This is a genomic window from Cognatundibacterium luofuense, from assembly GCF_018139685.1.
Classification (GTDB): domain Bacteria; phylum Pseudomonadota; class Gammaproteobacteria; order Burkholderiales; family Burkholderiaceae_D; genus Undibacterium; species Undibacterium luofuense.
This window is the reverse complement of sequence record NZ_JAGSPN010000009.1, coordinates 56,296-73,181: the sequence shown is the minus strand read 5'-3', so window position 1 is coordinate 73,181 and position 16,886 is coordinate 56,296. Positions and strand designations below refer to the sequence as shown.

Below are 16,886 nucleotides of genomic sequence, written 5' to 3'. Positions count from 1 at the left end.
CCGCTATTATGCATGCCTTCTGTCGCCCACGTGGCGGAATTGGTAGACGCGCATGGTTCAGGTCCATGTGCCGCGAGGTGTGGGGGTTCGAGTCCCTCCGTGGGCACCAAAATTCAAAACCCGGTTAATGCAAATTAACCGGGTTTCTCGTTTTCTGCTTCAGGCATTAGCAGCAATCCCCCCCCTGCTTCCGCACAAACGTCAGCCGAAAGCTCATTAACCCACCTCAACATCGGGCAAGCGCAGCGCTTCTTGCTTTTTACGCCAGCCTCCCATATAATCTAGGTCTTCTGTCGCCCACGTGGCGGAATTGGTAGACGCGCATGGTTCAGGTCCATGTGCCGCGAGGTGTGGGGGTTCGAGTCCCTCCGTGGGCACCAAAATTCAAAACCCGGTTAATGTAAATTAACCGGGTTTTTCGCTTTCCGAGCCAGATATTTCTCAACAATCACCGCTTTGCACCAACGCAAATGCTAGCCGTAATCTGATAAAGCACACCAAAGTCGCACAAGCCTGGCGCATCTTGCTTTTTACCACGACCTCCCCTATAATCCACGTCTTCTGTCGCCCACGTGGCGGAATTGGTAGACGCGCATGGTTCAGGTCCATGTGCCGCGAGGTGTGGGGGTTCGAGTCCCTCCGTGGGCACCAAAATTCAAAACCCGGTTAATACAAATTAACCGGGTTTTTCGCTTTCCGCATCAGGCATTACCGGCAATAACTTCCCGCCTCAACACAAACGTCAGCCACAAAATCATTAAACCACTTCACTACCGCGCAAGCTTAGTGCATCTTGCTTTTTACTTCAGCCTCCCCTATAATCTGTGTCTTCTGTCGCCCACGTGGCGGAATTGGTAGACGCGCATGGTTCAGGTCCATGTGCCGCGAGGTGTGGGGGTTCGAGTCCCTCCGTGGGCACCAAAATTCAAAACCCGGTTAATGCAAATTAACCGGGTTTTTCGCTTTCTGCGTCGGGCATTACCGGCAATCACTTCCTGCCTCCACGCAAATATCAACCGCGTTACATTCCACAATCCACGGCTGATGAGCAGTCTCACTGACGGCAACTTCCATCAAGCTCTGTCACTCAACTCGACAACGCATGCATCAAACAGATTCAAGTCATCAATTACAGATTATGCTGAAATCCGCTTCGGCCATTTTCTGAGAACCAGACTTTCTGCCGACGACCGCCAGATCGCTATGCAGAACGCCGTATTTGAGGTGTTTTCAGCCCTTTTTCAGTACCCCGAAGTCCTGCATCTCCCGCAACAAGCAGGCCCCGTCTGGTACTGACGCAAAACCATACATCCACAGCCCAATGCTTACGCCGATAAAAAAACACCATTGCACATCAGCGCAATGGTGTTTCAGTCTTTCAGCAACTACCGGGTAGCAACAAGGCAGATTATTGCTCGCCTTTTTTAATCCAGGCAGCCAGTTGATTCGGGCGAATACTGTCGTACTCTTCGAATGGCTGGTGAATCCACGGATTCGTCGGCAGGTAGTCCAGATAATACTCCGGCTCTACCGTAGAGCAGGCTTTGTACCAGATTACCGCAGACTTCACTTCTGTGACGCCCTGATAGTTTTCACGCAAATGCTTCAGTACACGCTCCAGCGTGACACCGGAGTCCACCAGATCATCCACGACCAGAATGCGACCCTGCAGGCTGCCTTTGCTCATGGAGATATGTTTACTGATGTCTAAATCGCCCTGCACGGTACCGGCTTCTGCGCGGTAAGAGCTGGTCGACAAAATTGCCAGAGGCACGTCAAAAATACGGGAGAACACATCACCCGGACGCAGGCCGCCGCGTGCCAGGCACAATACTTGATCAAACTGCCAGCCCGACTCGTGCACTTTGAGTGCAAGCTGCTCGATGGAGCGATTATACGACTCCCAGGATACCCATAAATGCTTGTCAGTCGAGTCTGGTAAGCTCATAACAATTTCATCTTTCCTTGTTTCTTATTAGTTAAACGGATGGCGGAGAACAATGGTTTCTTCGCGATCCGGGCCAGTGGATACCATATCAACAGGTACACCAACCAGTTCTTCAATACGCTTGATGTAGTTACGCGCATTCAGTGGCAGATCTTCCATGGATTTTGCGCCCACAGTTGTATCTGTCCAGCCAGGCATCTCTTCATACACCGCTACGCAGCGGGAAGCCTCTTCAGCACCGACCGGGAAAATATCTACCGACTGACCATCCACGGTGTAACCGGTACACAGTTTCAGTGTTTCCAGACCATCCAGGACGTCCAGTTTTGTCAGACACATGCCGGTAACACCATTAATCTGTACCGAACGACGCAGCAGCGCAGCATCAAACCAGCCACAGCGACGTGCACGACCGGTTACTGTACCGAATTCATGGCCAACACTGGCCAGATGATGACCAACACCCTGATCAGTTGGCAGCTCAGACGGGAAAGGACCGGAGCCAACACGTGTTGTGTAAGCTTTGGTGATACCCATAATGTAATGCAGCATGTTCGGGCCAACGCCGGCACCAGCTGCGGCATTACCTGCAACGCAGTTACTAGAAGTAACAAACGGGTATGTACCGTGATCAACGTCCAGCAAGCTACCTTGCGCGCCTTCAAACAGCAGGTTAGAGCCGTTTTTGTGCGCGCCATACAGCGCACTGGAAACGTCTGCCACCATAGGGCGCAGACGCGGAACCAGCGCCAGTGCGTCATCCAGTGTTTTCTGGAAATCAACCGCAGGGGCTTTCAGATAATTGGTCAGCACAAAGTTGTGATAATCCAGATTTTCTTTGAGCTTTTCAGCGAAACGCTCTGCATTGAGCAAGTCCGCAACACGGATCGCACGACGCGCTACCTTATCTTCATAGGCCGGGCCAATACCTTTACCGGTCGTGCCGATCTTTGCTGCACCACGCGCTGCTTCACGCGCCGCATCCAGTGCGGTGTGGTAAGGCAGAATGATAGGACAGGCTTCAGAAACCTTCAGACGGGAAGCAACTTCCACGCCATTCGCTTCCAGCTTATCGATTTCACGCATCAGATCAGGCACAGACAGCACAACACCGTTACCGATGTAGCAGGCCACGCCCGGACGCATAATACCGGAAGGGATCAGCTGCAGCGCAGTTTTCTGACCACCGATGACCAGAGTATGGCCCGCATTGTGACCACCCTGAAAACGAACCACGCCTTCTGCGTGATCGGTCAGCCAGTCAACAATCTTACCTTTACCTTCATCGCCCCACTGGGTACCAATGACGACGACGTTTTTTGCATTTTTCGAGTTTGACATTACTTAGTCCACATTTTGAAGAATCCATTGACCTTCGCTGCAAACAAGACTTTGTTTGCATTCGAATTCATCCTGCTCATTTTCGTGCCCTGGCATGACCTGAATGACAATCTCACCCTGATCGCGCAATTCGCGGATACGGGAGCGCAGTGCAGGATCGTTACCCCAGGGCGCACGAATAGCAGGTTTTCTTTCGGCAACCGGCATCAGGCGCGCAAGCTCACGCAAATCCAGTGAAAAACCGGTTGCAGGACGAGCGCGACCGAACGCCTCGCCAACCTGATCATAACGACCACCTCTGGCGACAGCATTCGGCAACCCGTCCACAAATACACTGAACATCACACCACTATGGTAATGATACCCTCTTAGGTCCGAGAGATCGACAGTTACATGCTCTTTTCCGGCAATTTCTCCCAGATATTGCAAGTCGTTCAACGCATTCTGAATGCCTGTCGTACGCGGCAGAATCTGCGCCGCTTTTTCTATCACACTCAGATCACCATACAAAGACGGCAGGGCCAGCAGTGCATCACGCACAACAGGCTCATAATTAGCTGAAATTGCCTGCAACTCCGGCACATCCTTCGATTCCAGCAATGCGAACAGAATATCTTCATCCCGCTTCGCTACCGGATCCAGCTGCAAAATTGCTTTGAGCACGCCGACGTGACAAAGATCGATTCTGACTGCCTTCATGCCTATCAGCTCAAGGCTGGATAAGACCAACTCCTGAATTTCAGCATCCGCTTCCAGTCCGGCATGGCCGTAAATTTCGGCACCAATCTGAAATGGCTCGCGAGTTGCATGCAAACCTGACGGCTCCGTCTGCAACACACTGCCTGCATAACAGAGTCTGGTAACGCTGGCACGATTGAGCAAATGAGCATCAATCCGGGCAACCTGTGTGGTCATATCAGCACGGATACCCATACTGCGGCCAGACACCTGATCAACCAGTTTGAACGTGCGCAGATCCATGTCTTTACCTGCACCGGTCAGCAGAGACTCCAGATACTCAAGCATTGGCGGCACAACCATTTCGTAGCCATAGACGCGGAATCTGTCGAGAAAACTACGGCGCAGCTCTTCGATTTTTCGCGCCTCAGACGGCAACACATCAGCAATTTTTTCAGGAAGCAGCCATGTAGGCATGACAAATACCCAATAATCAGAAAAACACAATCAAAAAGCGACCCATACAAAGTACGGGTCGCCACATCAAAAATTCAGGGAATATTACTTAGACTTCGCTGGCTGAGCAGGAGCGCCACTACCTTTGAAATAACGGAAGAAGTCGGAAGCCGGATCAACAACCAGCAAATCTGATTTGTTTTTAAAGCTCGCGCGGTAAGCCTCTAAGCTTTTGTAAAACTTATAGAATTCCGGATTTTGTCCGAAAGCCTGCGCGTAGATCTGCGATGCTTCAGCATCACCCGCACCGCGAATTTCTTCAGACTGGCGGTTAGCATCCGCAAGTATCACCATACGCTGACGATCAGCATCTGCACGAATTTGCTCAGACTCTGCGGCACCTGTTGAACGCAACTCATTAGCAACACGTGTACGCTCTGCGCGCATACGATCGTAAACCGAGTTATTGATTTGCTCAACGTAATCGACGCGTTTCAGTCGGACATCGATAATCGATACGCCAATCTGACGCGCATCTTCTGTGACGCGGGCTTTGATCGAATCCATGACTTTCGCCCGCTCACCCGAAATAACATCACGAATAGAGTGTTTGGTAATCACCTCATTCAGTGCAGCTTTTACAATCTGAGAAAGACGCTCCTCTGCCCGCTGATTTTTATCACCAAAGCTGACGAAATACACTTTCGGATCAGAAATACGCCATTTAACGTAAGAATCAACCAGAATATTTTTCTTCTCCGCCGTGATAAAGCGGTCGGCCTCAGAGGAATCAATAGTCAGAATACGTTTATCAAAAAACACCACATTCTGAATCAGCGGCAATTTAAAGTGCAAACCGGGTTCACTGACAACCGACTTCACCTCACCAAACGAAAAAACAATCGCATGTGACTTCTGATCAACGATAAACACAGACGAAGACAATGCAACCAGCGCAAGGAAAAAACCGGATAACACAACCATAATACGATTCATTATCGCCCCTCTCTTTCGCGAACATCACGTGCCCGTACATCTTTAGGTGCTTTGATTTCAACACCCTGCACAGCATCGTGCGAAGCCCCTGGAATAGCTGTAGCAGCAGATTTAGCGGAAGTTGCCGCATCCTGACCACTCAACATCTTGTCCAGCGGGATGTAAACCATGTTGTTGCCCGATTTACTATCCATCATGACTTTACTGGTGCTTGCGAAAATCTGTTGCATTGTTTCGAGATACATACGATCGCGTGTGACAGCAGGCGCTTTCTGGTACTCCGCCAGTACTTGCTTAAAGCGTGAAGCATTACCCTCAGCGTTCGCAACAACTTTTGCACGGTACCCCTCCGCTTCCTGAACAATGCGGGATGCCTCGCCTTTTGCTTTAGGAATCACCTCATTTGCGTATGCCTGCCCCTCATTCTTTTGACGCTCTTTATCCTGACCTGCTTTTACGGCATCATCGAACGCAGCCTGCACCTGCTCCGGAGGTTGTACGCCCTGCATAGTGACATTCGTTACCAGAATACCTGCCTGATAGCGCTCAAGAATTTGTTGCATCAGCGCTGCAACATCGAGTGAAACCTTGTCCCGCCCCTCGTACAGAACGAAGTCCATCTTATTCTTACCAACAACCTCACGAACAGCCGTTTCAGCAACCTGGCGGATCAGATCTTCATCCTGATCACGGTTATTAAATAAAAATTCCGAGGCACTTTTCAGCTTGTACTGAACAGCAAATTGCACATCAACGATGTTTTCGTCATCCGTCAGCATCAGCGCCTCTCGTGGCTGCTTCGTCTTGGAAGAAGAGCGATATCCAACCTCGATGGTGCGGACTTTGGATAAATTAACGATTTCATGCTGTTGCACAGGGTATGGAATACGCCAGTTCATGCCGGGACTTGCCGTTCCCGTGAATTTCCCAAAAGTGGTGATCACTGCAGTCTGACCTTCCTGCACAATGAATACACCACTGACCAGCCATAAACCTGCAATCAATGCCGCAATCAAACCAGCACCACGCATCCCTGAATCAGAACCGCCTGCGGGAGGAGTAGAACCATTCTTTCCTGACAATAGTGAATTCCAACGCTGCACTGCATCACGCCAGATCTGATCCAGATCGGGCGGAGCATCGCCGTTTTTATTTTCATTTTTCTTGTCACCGTTACGGGAGTCATTACCCCATTTAGGATCATTCAGTGACATGATCGCCCGGAGTTTATTGCGAATCGAAGGTAACATGCTGAATCTTTTTCAAAGTAAATTCAGTGAGATAAAAAACGAATATCAGCTTCGTCATCTGGGACATCCTCAGATTGAGCTGCATATTTTTCAACTGCAAAGCCAGCGATGGCGGAGCGTAATTCCGACAAACCATCACCAGTACGGGCACTCACCATGACGCGCGCGATTCTACCACACTCATCCAAAACGACTTCCGGCTCGCCGCCAGAGATATCTATCTTGTTATAAACGAGAAGCTGCGGCACGGACTCTGCACCAATTTCAGCCAACACATGGTTTACCTGAGTGATCTGATCTGAACGGGTGGGGCTTGCAGCATCAATCACATGCAAAAGCAAGTCCGCATGTATCGTCTCTTCCAGCGTTGTCCGGAAAGCAGCTACGAGCTGATGCGGCAGCTCCCTTACAAACCCGACGGTATCTGAGAGCACGACGTTACCGACATCCGGGAGATAAAGGCGGCGTGATGTCGTATCTAAAGTAGCAAATAATTGGTCAGCTGCGTAAGCACCAGCCTTCGTCAATGCATTAAACAGGGTCGACTTCCCTGCATTGGTATAACCAACGATAGAAACCGTGAATCCATTGCTTTTATTCCGGGCTCTGCGCTGCGTCTCACGTTGCTTCTGCAATTTCCCAAGGCGCGCCTTGAGCATTTTCACGCGTTCACCGAGCAACCGACGATCGGTTTCAAGCTGGGTTTCACCTGGCCCGCGCAAACCAATACCGCCTTTTTGACGTTCAAGATGAGTCCACCCACGAACAAGGCGCGTCGCAAGGTGCTGCAACTGCGCCAATTCGACCTGCAGCTTACCCTCATGACTTTTTGCTCTTTGCGCAAAAATATCCAGAATCAGGCTTATCCGGTCAACCACCCTAACCTTAAGTACTTTTTCAAGGTTTCTTTGCTGCGCAGGCGATAAGGCATGATTAAAAATGGCGATTTCAGCCTGATAAAGTACAATCAAATCAGACACTTCCTGCGCTTTACCTGAGCCTATATAAAGTGCTGCGTCAGGGCCTGATCGTTTGCAGGTAACCGCATCATAATCTTTGACACCTGCCGATTTTGCAAGAAGTACGAGCTCCTCAAAACTCGATGCAAAATCAACACCCCCAAAGTCGACACCGACTAAAACTGCGCGCATTTTTGGAAGTGTTCAAGAAAAACAATAGCCACAAATTTACTCAGCTTCAGCGTCGGAATTAATATTTACCGCACGAGCAGGAACGACGGTGGAAATTGCATGCTTATATACCATTTGCGTCACAGTGTTACGCAGCAATACGACATACTGATCGAACGATTCGATATGACCCTGTAATTTGATGCCATTCACCAGGTAAATCGAGACAGGAATATGCTCTTTACGCAGTGCATTCAGGAATGGGTCTTGTAACAGTTGCCCTTTGTTGCTCATATCAGCTCCATTTTTTAGTTGTGTTCAGGAGTTGGGGGTACTATTAAAAAATTCAAGTACCCGCGCATTGACTCTTATTATTAATTTTTACAAAAGAACTCAGTCTCGATCTTTGTCAAAAGGATTTTTACCGTTCCGCAATTCAATACGAAGCGGCGTACCAATTAATGAAAAGGTATCACGGAAATGCTTTTCAAGGTAGCGTTTATAGCTATCACTGATGGCTTCCAAGGAATTCCCGTGAATAACGATGACCGGCGGATTCTGACCACCTTGATGAGCATATCGCATTTTAGGACGAATTGAGCCTTTACGCTTTGGCTGCTGATGCTCAACAGCTTCCTGTAATGCACGCGTAAGTTTGGGCGTCGGCAATTTTGCCATTGCTGCCGCATAAGCAGAATCTACCGATTTCAAAAGCGGCCCAATACCGGTCGACTTTAAAGCTGAAATAAAATGAAATTTAGCAAAAGTCAGAAAATTGAGTTTTCTTTCAATATCAATTTTAATCTCATCCCTTTTATCACCATCAAGACCATCCCACTTATTGATAGCAACCACCAGAGCACGACCAGACTCAAGAACAAACCCGGCAATATGGGCATCCTGCTCAGAAATATCCTGCTGCGCATCAAGCATCAGCACAACGACGTTAGCCTCAGAAATAGATTGCAAAGTCTTAACGACGGAAAACTTTTCTATTGCTTCAAAAACCTTACCACGCCTGCGAATACCTGCTGTGTCAATCAAAGAATATGGCTTACCATCACGCTCGAAAGGAATCTCGATTGAATCACGCGTTGTCCCGGGCATATCGAACGCGATAACGCGCTCCTCACCTAGCAAGGTATTAACGAGGGTAGACTTACCAACATTCGGGCGTCCAACCAAAGCGATTCTTACACCTCGTTGATTTTCATCCTCTTCAGCATCATCTTCCAGTTCCGGTCCGTTCTTGAGGGCAAAGTCAATTGCCTCCCGAACCAGATCATTTACACCGTCGCCATGTGCAGCAGAAATAACATAGGGATCCCCCATGCCGAGCTCATAAAATTCTGCAGTAACCGATGTATATTTCATCCCTTCAGCTTTGTTTACCACAAGCATCACAGGACGATTACTTTTTCGCAAATAATCTGTGATTGTTTTATCATGCGGAGTCAGGCCCTGACGTCCATCCACAATGAATACGACAACATCCGCTTCAGCGACCGCCTGCTTGGTTTGCTTCGCCATCTCATGAACGATGCCTTCTTTTGCCACAGGCTCAAAACCACCAGTATCAATTACCAGAAACGGACGATCACCTACTCTGCCTTCACCGTAGTGCCTGTCACGGGTTAAGCCAGGTAAATCTGCAACAAGTGCATCACGTGAGCGGGTAAGCCGATTAAACAGCGTAGACTTTCCGACATTTGGTCGCCCAATAAGTGCAATAACCGGCTTCATATAATTCTTATAAATACTTATTCAATTCCGACAGATACAACTGATCCGCCTTTTGTTTGTACAATCAAACGCGACCCTGCAACAACTGGATTACCAAGAACCGCACTACCATCGGTCTGTAATCTTGCCGCAAATGAGCCATCTTCTCTTGATAAAAAATGGATATAACCCGCAAAATCACCGATAGCAACAACGTTGCCAAAGGAAACTGGCGAACTCAATCCACGGTATAGTAGTTTATCGTTCTTCCACGCACTCGCCCCACCCTCTTTGGCGTATGCAGTGACAACACCATTAACGTCAGCTGCAAAAACAAACCGCTCATCTGCGCTTGCTCCAACCTCACTGGAAACCGGCTTTACCCAGCGTTGAGTCCCAGACTGAATATCAAAGCAACCTACACGCCCTTGATAAGTAACCGCACAAACGGTCTTACCTACGACAGAAGGGATTCCCATCACATCTGCCACACGCTCCAGCTCCGTCGCCCCTTTTGGCTCACCAACGACAGCCTCCCATTTGATTGCTCCATTACCAAGAGAAACAGCAACAAGCTTACCACCAGGCAAAGCAGCGATGAGAGCATCTCCAACGACCGTCATTCCGGAAGCTGCACGGAGAGTTAGGCTCGGCAAAGGTCTTTCCACAATCCATTTCCTGGCGCCACTTGTCGCATCAAGTGCAATGATTTTATTCTCGTTGGTTCTGAGAATCACCGTACTGGAAGAAACAAGGGGGATCGCAAGAATCTCACTTGATTCCGAGACAGACCATTTTGCAGTACCGTCAACGGATGAAAATCCGAAAATCTTACCCTTCTCGCCAGCGACAACTAACAAACCATTGCCCGCAGCGATACCTGCCGTAAGGCGGGAACCTGCACTTACTTTCCAAAGCTGCCGACCGGTTGCAACATCGAACTTCAGAATACTGCCATCGGCAGCCGCCGCAAAACCCGACGTTCCATCAATAGCCGGTACAAAAAAATAATTTTCGCTGCGACCAACCGATAACGACCATTGCTGTTTCACAGCCATGCTTGACTTAACTTCAACCAGCTCAGCTGGTTTTTTTGACTCAGCCTTCGAAAACGGATTCCAGGAAGAACAGCCTGACAAAGCCAATACAACAACCAATGGGACAATTTGAACGAGCAAACGCATAGAAAGTTTCCAATTAAGATTTATCTGCAGAACCACCGATCGCATCCAGTTTAATCTGGACCAACGGTTTTCCGGCAGCTTTATCTTTCATTTTTTCGAGTGCTGTCTGATAAGCCTTGCGGGCCTCATCAATCTTACCCTGTGCTATCAGAATATCACCTCTACGATCAGCCTGATCAGCCAAAAATTCTTCGGGAAATTCCGAATCGATCAGTTTATTCGCCTCATCAATCAACTTTTCGTCAAGCAATAACCCAGAAAGCCGAATCTTTGCCAGCGCGCGATACTCTTCATTTTTTGAAGCAGTAACCACTGATGCCAGTAATTCTTTTGCATGCTTGATGTCACCGGAGTCATAGGCAGACTTCGCTGCAATCAAAGCAGCCATTTCAACATAATGGCTGGATGGAAATCGGTCCTTCAGATCGACTGCCACTCTCTGCACCTGCTTATCATCTTTGGCAGAAACTGCCTTATTCAGCTCCTCAAACAAAACAGACGCTTCGGAAGATTTCGACTGTTGAAAAGAATTCCAGTAACTCCAGCCAGCATATGAACCCAAACCAGCAATCAGTACCCAGGTAGCAATATTTCCGTATTGTTTCCAGACAGCTTTAAGATTAGCCAGTTGTTCCTGTTCTTCTAAATCGTATGCCATATCTTTTTCTATTAATGTAAGTGAATGTGGTCAGGATCATCACAGCAATCGTCTCCTGCTTCTGTGAGCTGTTCAATAAGATAATCCACGATAGTTTCTGCACTGACTGAAATCTGATTAGTTTCAGGATTCTCCGCCCTGAGTGCTTTAACAGTCAGATTCCCGGAAGCAAGCTCATCTTCACCGATAATTACAGCGTATGTCGCTCCACTGCTATCCGCCTTCTTCATCTGGGACTTAAAGCTTCCACGGCCATTAGCCGTTGAGCAATGCACAATAGCGTTAATGCCCGCATCACGCATGCGTTCCGCTGCAATAATTGCCTGCAACTGCGCTACGTCGGATTGGTGTACAAGGTAAACATCACACTCAGCACTTGCTGGCATGTCCGCAGAAATTTTCAACAATTCCAGTAAGCGCTCTATGCCCATCGCAAAGCCGCATGCGGGCGTAAATTTACCACCGAATGTCGAGAACAATGAGTCATAGCGACCTCCTCCACATACAGTACCCTGAGCGCCCAATTCATCAGTCACCCATTCAAACACTGTGCGGTTATAGTAATCCATACCGCGTACGAGACGAGCATTGATCTTAAATGGTACATTATTTGCGTTCAAAATAGCCTGCACGCCGTTGAAGTGCGTCATAGACTCTTCGCCGAGATATTCCATCAGTTTTGGCGCTGCATTTACCAACTCCTGCATAGAAGGATTTTTGGTATCTAAAATCCGCAATGGATTAGAGTACAGACGTCGCTTTGCATCCTCGTCAAGCTGCTCGGCGTGTTTTTCGAAATATTCAATCAACGCTGCGCGATGACGATTGCGCTCTTCGGCATCACCAATGGAGTTAATTTCAAGACGAATATTCTGAAGCCCCAGATCGTCCCACAAGCGCTGACACATTAAAATCATTTCGGCATCTATATCCGGGCCAGAGAAACCCAGAGCCTCTACCCCAAACTGATGAAACTGCCGATACCGACCACGCTGTGGTTTTTCATGTCGAAACATAGGACCGACGTACCATAAACGCTTTGGGCCGTCGTAAACGAGGTTATGCTCAATTGCAGCGCGAACCACGCCTGCGGTTCCTTCGGGACGCAATGTCAATTGATCTCCGTTCAGAGAGTCCTGAAACGAATACATTTCCTTTTCAACGATATCGGTGACTTCGCCTAAACCACGAGCAAATAAGCCCGTTGGCTCTACAATTGGCGTCCGGATTTGCTGAAATCCATAAGCTTTTAACACTGACTGAACCGTGTTTTCCAATATCTCCCAAAGTGGTGCATCACTTGGGAGCATATCGTTCATTCCTTTTACACCAACAATTTTTTCTATTTTTTTCTCTGACATATCACAACCCAATTTCTACGCCGACGACGGCGTGGAATAATTTTTAACCACGTATTCCTGAACGATCGCCTGAAATTCAGTTGCGATGTTTTCACCACGTAAGGTCTTAACTTTTACACCATCGACAAACACAGGTGCAGCGGGAGACTCCCCTGTACCAGGAAGGCTGATACCAATATTTGCATGCTTCGACTCACCTGGGCCGTTGACAATACAACCCATCACCGCAACATTCATACTCTCGACACCAGGATATTTCGTCTTCCACACAGGCATCTGATCGCGTAAAAAGGTCTGAATACTATCGGCAAGCTCTTGGAATACTGTCGAAGTAGTTCTGCCACACCCCGGACAAGCAATCACCATCGGTGAAAATTTTCTCAAACCCATGGTCTGCAGTATTTCCTGCGCAACATAAACTTCTTTGCACCGATCGCCGCCTGGCTCGGGTGTAAGGGAGATGCGAATAGTATCACCGATCCCTTGCTGCATTAACACTGCAAGCGCCGCAGTTGAAGCAACAATTCCTTTTGATCCCATCCCAGCCTCAGTTAAACCAAGATGCAATGGATACCGACATCTGCGGGCCAACTCACTGTAAACGGCAATAAGATCCTGAACTGCTGATACTTTACAAGAGAGAATTATGCGGTTTGATGCAAGTCCGATTTCCTCGGCTTTAGCCGCACTTTCAATTGCCGAGGTAATTAATGCTTCATACATGACACCCTGAGCTGTCCAAGGCTGATCACGCCGAGCATTTTCGTCCATAATACGAGCGAGCAAACTTTGATCAAGACTACCCCAATTAACACCGATTCGAATAGTTTTATCATATCGGCATGCAACTTCGATCATTTTTGCAAACTGCAGATCTTTTTTTACCCCCTGCCCGACATTACCAGGATTAATCCTGTATTTAGACAGTGCTTGCGCACAATCAGGATAATCATTCAGCAACAAATGACCGTTATAGTGAAAATCACCAACCAACGGAACATCTATACCCATTTTATCCAACTGCTCGCGTATCTCTGGCACAGCTTTTGCCGCCTCCGGAGTATTGACCGTCAATCTCACCATTTCCGAGCCTGCACGTGCAAGTTCTTTAATTTGTATTGCAGTACCAATAACATCTGTAGTATCAGTGTTCGTCATCGACTGAACGACGACCGGAGCACCACCACCGATAACTACCTCCCGTTTGCCATACACTACTGTTGCAGAAAAACGGAACAAACGCGGGAGCGGGCCCGAAAAAATCTCAGTACTCATTTATTAATAACCAAATTAGCGACGTTTGTTTCCTTGGAAACTGGAAAACTATATGGTAAGCCCTTCACAAATACATCAACACCTGCTGCATTACCAATTTTGACACTTAATCCGTCTGCAATATCAAATTTCTCTTCGCTCCCAGCTTTCAGTAATTTTGAAAACACCATCTGCCCATTGATGCCTTTAATTTGAATCCAGGAGTCTTCCCGTGCCTTAATAGTTAAGAAAGACTCAGAGTTTGACTTCAAATTGTCGATCACATTTGATGAAGATATCTCATTGACGTTAATAGCGACTCCAGATGCAGAGTCAACCTTCTGCGTTCTGCCAAAAGTATCTATAACTGTCTCAGCCACCTGACTTGTTTTTTCATTAGACGTGCCAGAAACTGGCAACTCTGCTGAGGCAGAAGGTGCAGAACTAACCTGATTCAAATGTTGAGAGAAATATCCATTTTTCTCAGCAAATTGGAACATTAAAAATGCACACGCAATTAATGCCAAAAATATAGCACCAAGTAAATACCGCCAATTTCCAGAACTGGATTTGTTTAAAAATTTTTTTCCTGAATCAGAAAATGGAGCTGACAATGAAGGTCTTTCATCACCAATCAAACTGACAGTTGTCAATGCTACAGGCAGTTTTTCAACTATCTCATTCCATTCAACACCCACAAACTTGGCGTAGGAACGAACGAATCCCCTTGCTATCGCGGGAGCTGGAAACTGAGACCATTCATCAGACTCTATATACACAATTTGTCGAACCGATATTTTTAAAGCATCCGCAACATCCTGCGTCGACTTATTTACAATTTCACGTCTGAATCGCAAAAAAGAACCAACGGTTCCCGCCTCACCCCCACCAACAGTCGCCAAATCATTGAACTTTTCATCAATCAAACCAGGCTCACTCATCAAATGCCCCTTTTTGCATTGATATCAGTTCTTTTGAAGATGGGTGCAACTTCCTTAACTGTGCTGCAAGTGCAGAAACAGCAGAATCATCACCAAGCTTACGCTCAATTTTAATTGCCAACCACAATACATCAGCTGCATATATCTCCTGCCTCAACACGCGTTGAATATAAAATTTAGCTTGAGAAAAGTCGCCTTTATCGAAATAGATTTTCGCAAGATTTGCATTAACTCCGGAATGAGAAGGATCCACTCGGAAACCTTGGGCAAAATACCGCTCTGCAAGAACATTATCTTTCAGCTTCAAGCTGCACAAACCGGCATTATTCAATGCTAAGCCAGGGGTAGGGTAAGTGGGGTCAGAAATCACACGATCCAACAACTGCAAGCCACGACGCTCACGACCAGACTGACAAAGAAACCATCCGTAGTTATTGAGAATTTCTGATTTACCTGGCTCTAGCTTCAGCGCATACTCAAAATTATCTTCTGCGAGCTTCTTCTCACCCATCTCCATAAAAACTAGTGCCCGAACAACATAAGCATCTGTGTTCTCAGGATAGACAATAAGAGCTTGACGTATCTCATCCAAAGCAACTTTATACTGCCCCTGCTGATAGTAGCTCACTGCCAGCTGCAGTCTAATCGCAGCTCTGCGATGCAACTCGACCTTATCGACGCTTTCTGACTGACCGTCCTTTTCAACATCAAGCCGTCCCTTTGTAGCACAGCCTGAAAAAGAAAATGTTATCGATGCAAAGGTCGCCAACATCAGCAATCGAGTAAATGTCAGTCTCAAGAGGATATCTCCACAATTTTCCCGAAATTAGCACCAAATTTCGCCTGGTACTCACCCATTTTTTGCATGCGCTCCTGAACACGAGTTCGATCACGAACATCTCCCGCTAACTGACCACAAGCAGCATCAATGTCATCACCCCGTGTTTTACGTATAGTTGTAACCAGACCGGCATCCAGAAGCACCTGTGAAAATGCCTTAATACGCATATTATTTGAGCGTTTGAGACCCGACTCAGGAAATGGATTAAATGGGATCAAATTAAATTTACATGGAACATCTTTTACGAGCGCAATTAACTCCCGAGCGTGCGTATCTGTATCATTTACACCATCCAACATACAATATTCAAAGGTTATGAAGTCTCTTGGCGCAAATTCAAGATAGCGCTGACAAGCGGCCATCAACTCCTTAAGCGGATATTTTTTATTCAATGGAACCAACACATCACGGAGTGCGTCATTTGATGCATGTAGCGAAACGGCGAGTGCCACAGGACACTCCTGGGCCAACCTATCGATCATAGGAACTACGCCACTGGTAGAAACTGTCACCCTACGACGAGATAAACCATAAGCGTTGTCATCCAGCATTAATTTGAGCGCAGCAACTGTCGGCTCAAAATTTAACAGCGGCTCTCCCATTCCCATCATTACAACGTTGGTGATTTGCCTGTCGCCCTTAGGGCCAGGTTGAACACCTTTTGAGCGCCGCAGCTCAAACTCTGCCATCCAAAGCTGCCCAATAATCTCTGATACCGAAAGATTGCGACTAAATCCTTGCTTACCTGTTGAACAGAATCGACAATTCACGGCACAGCCAGCCTGTGTGGAAACACAGAGGGTACCGCGGGTTTCTTCGGGGATATAGACCGTTTCTACCGCATTGCCAGCACCAACATCTACTAGCCATTTCCGGGTACCATCAGAAGAAATATGATCACTAATGGCGTTCGGTGCGCGAACTTCTGCACAGAGAGACATTTTTTCACGCAATGACTTTGCAAGATCTGTCATTCTTGAAAAGTCAGACTCACCAAATTGATGAATCCAGCGCTGCAACTGTTTAGCCCGAAATGCCTTCTCCCCGAGCTCGTCACAATACGCAACAAGTTTAGAAGGATCAAAATCAAGTAAATTAACAGGTGCAGTCATACAAAAAATCTCTC

At 47.5% G+C, this 16,886-nt stretch carries 16 protein-coding genes and 4 tRNA genes; 5 read left to right on the top strand and 15 right to left on the bottom strand.

The window, feature by feature from the left end; translation table 11 throughout:
- The first annotated feature begins 24 nt into the window (after nucleotides 1-24).
- From KDM89_RS12710 to KDM89_RS12690, 5 genes are all read left to right on the top strand, one after another.
- Nucleotides 25-109 (top strand) — tRNA-Leu (locus KDM89_RS12710).
- Nucleotides 110-295: 186 nt separating this feature from the next.
- Nucleotides 296-380 (top strand) — tRNA-Leu (locus KDM89_RS12705).
- 186 nt (nucleotides 381-566) lie between these two features.
- A tRNA-Leu gene (locus KDM89_RS12700) sits at nucleotides 567-651 on the top strand.
- A gap of 185 nt (nucleotides 652-836) precedes the next feature.
- Nucleotides 837-921 (top strand) — tRNA-Leu (locus tag KDM89_RS12695).
- A gap of 123 nt (nucleotides 922-1,044) precedes the next feature.
- A complete protein-coding gene (locus KDM89_RS12690; protein ID WP_212688296.1) occupies nucleotides 1,045-1,296 on the top strand; it encodes a hypothetical protein in 252 nt (83 codons plus the stop codon).
- 112 nt (nucleotides 1,297-1,408) lie between these two features.
- Here KDM89_RS12690 and KDM89_RS12685 read toward each other — a convergent pair whose 3' ends face one another.
- From KDM89_RS12685 to rlmN, 15 genes are all read right to left on the bottom strand, one after another.
- A complete protein-coding gene (locus tag KDM89_RS12685) occupies nucleotides 1,409-1,948 on the bottom strand; it encodes a phosphoribosyltransferase (protein WP_189358042.1) in 540 nt (179 codons plus the stop codon).
- Between the two features lie 27 nt (nucleotides 1,949-1,975).
- A complete protein-coding gene (locus KDM89_RS12680; protein WP_212688295.1) occupies nucleotides 1,976-3,289 on the bottom strand; it encodes an adenylosuccinate synthase in 1,314 nt (437 codons plus the stop codon).
- A 3-nt stretch (nucleotides 3,290-3,292) separates the two neighbouring features.
- Entirely contained in the window at nucleotides 3,293-4,444 is a 1,152-nt protein-coding gene (locus tag KDM89_RS12675; RefSeq protein WP_212688294.1) for an ATP phosphoribosyltransferase regulatory subunit, read from the bottom strand.
- An 84-nt stretch (nucleotides 4,445-4,528) separates the two neighbouring features.
- The gene (gene hflC / locus KDM89_RS12670; protein WP_212688293.1) at nucleotides 4,529-5,419 is read right to left on the bottom strand and encodes a protease modulator HflC; all 891 of its coding nucleotides are present in this window, start codon (nucleotides 5,417-5,419) and stop codon (nucleotides 4,529-4,531) included.
- Nucleotides 5,419-6,669, bottom strand: a complete 1,251-nt coding sequence (hflK, locus tag KDM89_RS12665; RefSeq protein ID WP_212688292.1) for an FtsH protease activity modulator HflK — start codon at nucleotides 6,667-6,669, stop codon at nucleotides 5,419-5,421. Before hflK ends, hflC begins: the two co-directional genes overlap by 1 nt.
- A 23-nt stretch (nucleotides 6,670-6,692) precedes the next feature.
- On the bottom strand, nucleotides 6,693-7,820 hold the full coding sequence (gene hflX, locus KDM89_RS12660; RefSeq protein WP_212688291.1) for a GTPase HflX: 1,128 nt from the start codon (nucleotides 7,818-7,820) through the stop codon (nucleotides 6,693-6,695).
- A gap of 36 nt (nucleotides 7,821-7,856) precedes the next feature.
- Nucleotides 7,857-8,093: an RNA chaperone Hfq gene (gene hfq / locus KDM89_RS12655; RefSeq protein ID WP_212688290.1), complete on the bottom strand. Its 237-nt coding sequence runs from the start codon at nucleotides 8,091-8,093 to the stop codon at nucleotides 7,857-7,859.
- A 99-nt stretch (nucleotides 8,094-8,192) separates the two neighbouring features.
- On the bottom strand, nucleotides 8,193-9,542 hold the full coding sequence (gene der, locus KDM89_RS12650; RefSeq protein WP_212688289.1) for a ribosome biogenesis GTPase Der: 1,350 nt from the start codon (nucleotides 9,540-9,542) through the stop codon (nucleotides 8,193-8,195).
- Nucleotides 9,543-9,559: 17 nt separating this feature from the next.
- Complete coding sequence (bamB, locus tag KDM89_RS12645) at nucleotides 9,560-10,705, bottom strand: outer membrane protein assembly factor BamB (RefSeq protein WP_212688288.1); 1,146 nt, start codon at nucleotides 10,703-10,705, stop codon at nucleotides 9,560-9,562.
- 13 nt (nucleotides 10,706-10,718) lie between these two features.
- Entirely contained in the window at nucleotides 10,719-11,363 is a 645-nt protein-coding gene (locus tag KDM89_RS12640) for a YfgM family protein (protein WP_212688287.1), read from the bottom strand.
- An 11-nt stretch (nucleotides 11,364-11,374) separates the two neighbouring features.
- Nucleotides 11,375-12,724 carry a histidine--tRNA ligase gene (gene hisS / locus KDM89_RS12635; protein WP_212688286.1) on the bottom strand — a complete coding sequence of 450 codons (1,350 nt, stop codon included), beginning with the start codon at nucleotides 12,722-12,724 and terminating at the stop codon, nucleotides 11,375-11,377.
- Between the two features lie 15 nt (nucleotides 12,725-12,739).
- The gene (gene ispG, locus KDM89_RS12630; protein ID WP_212688285.1) at nucleotides 12,740-13,999 is read right to left on the bottom strand and encodes a flavodoxin-dependent (E)-4-hydroxy-3-methylbut-2-enyl-diphosphate synthase; all 1,260 of its coding nucleotides are present in this window, start codon (nucleotides 13,997-13,999) and stop codon (nucleotides 12,740-12,742) included.
- A complete protein-coding gene (locus KDM89_RS12625; protein WP_212688284.1) occupies nucleotides 13,996-14,919 on the bottom strand; it encodes a helix-turn-helix domain-containing protein in 924 nt (307 codons plus the stop codon). The genes ispG and KDM89_RS12625 overlap by 4 nt, the downstream gene beginning before the upstream one ends.
- The gene (pilW, locus tag KDM89_RS12620) at nucleotides 14,912-15,718 is read right to left on the bottom strand and encodes a type IV pilus biogenesis/stability protein PilW (protein WP_212688283.1); all 807 of its coding nucleotides are present in this window, start codon (nucleotides 15,716-15,718) and stop codon (nucleotides 14,912-14,914) included. The genes KDM89_RS12625 and pilW overlap by 8 nt, the downstream gene beginning before the upstream one ends.
- Nucleotides 15,715-16,872: a dual-specificity RNA methyltransferase RlmN gene (rlmN, locus tag KDM89_RS12615; protein ID WP_212688282.1), complete on the bottom strand. Its 1,158-nt coding sequence runs from the start codon at nucleotides 16,870-16,872 to the stop codon at nucleotides 15,715-15,717. Before rlmN ends, pilW begins: the two co-directional genes overlap by 4 nt.
- Nucleotides 16,873-16,886 lie beyond the last annotated feature (14 nt).

Bases quoted from the DNA above. Each gene is read 5' to 3' on its own strand.
- KDM89_RS12690 (WP_212688296.1), top strand. From the start codon at position 1,045: ATGAGCAGTCTCACTGACGGCAACTTCCATCAAGCTCTGTCACTCAAC.
- KDM89_RS12685 (WP_189358042.1), bottom strand. From the start codon at position 1,948: ATGAGCTTACCAGACTCGACTGACAAGCATTTATGGGTATCCTGGGAG.
- KDM89_RS12680 (WP_212688295.1), bottom strand. From the start codon at position 3,289: ATGTCAAACTCGAAAAATGCAAAAAACGTCGTCGTCATTGGTACCCAG.
- KDM89_RS12675 (WP_212688294.1), bottom strand. From the start codon at position 4,444: ATGCCTACATGGCTGCTTCCTGAAAAAATTGCTGATGTGTTGCCGTCT.
- hflC (WP_212688293.1), bottom strand. From the start codon at position 5,419: ATGAATCGTATTATGGTTGTGTTATCCGGTTTTTTCCTTGCGCTGGTT.
- hflK (WP_212688292.1), bottom strand. From the start codon at position 6,669: ATGTTACCTTCGATTCGCAATAAACTCCGGGCGATCATGTCACTGAAT.
- hflX (WP_212688291.1), bottom strand. From the start codon at position 7,820: ATGCGCGCAGTTTTAGTCGGTGTCGACTTTGGGGGTGTTGATTTTGCA.
- hfq (WP_212688290.1), bottom strand. From the start codon at position 8,093: ATGAGCAACAAAGGGCAACTGTTACAAGACCCATTCCTGAATGCACTG.
- der (WP_212688289.1), bottom strand. From the start codon at position 9,542: ATGAAGCCGGTTATTGCACTTATTGGGCGACCAAATGTCGGAAAGTCT.
- bamB (WP_212688288.1), bottom strand. From the start codon at position 10,705: ATGCGTTTGCTCGTTCAAATTGTCCCATTGGTTGTTGTATTGGCTTTG.
- KDM89_RS12640 (WP_212688287.1), bottom strand. From the start codon at position 11,363: ATGGCATACGATTTAGAAGAACAGGAACAACTGGCTAATCTTAAAGCT.
- hisS (WP_212688286.1), bottom strand. From the start codon at position 12,724: ATGTCAGAGAAAAAAATAGAAAAAATTGTTGGTGTAAAAGGAATGAAC.
- ispG (WP_212688285.1), bottom strand. From the start codon at position 13,999: ATGAGTACTGAGATTTTTTCGGGCCCGCTCCCGCGTTTGTTCCGTTTT.
- KDM89_RS12625 (WP_212688284.1), bottom strand. From the start codon at position 14,919: ATGAGTGAGCCTGGTTTGATTGATGAAAAGTTCAATGATTTGGCGACT.
- rlmN (WP_212688282.1), bottom strand. From the start codon at position 16,872: ATGACTGCACCTGTTAATTTACTTGATTTTGATCCTTCTAAACTTGTT.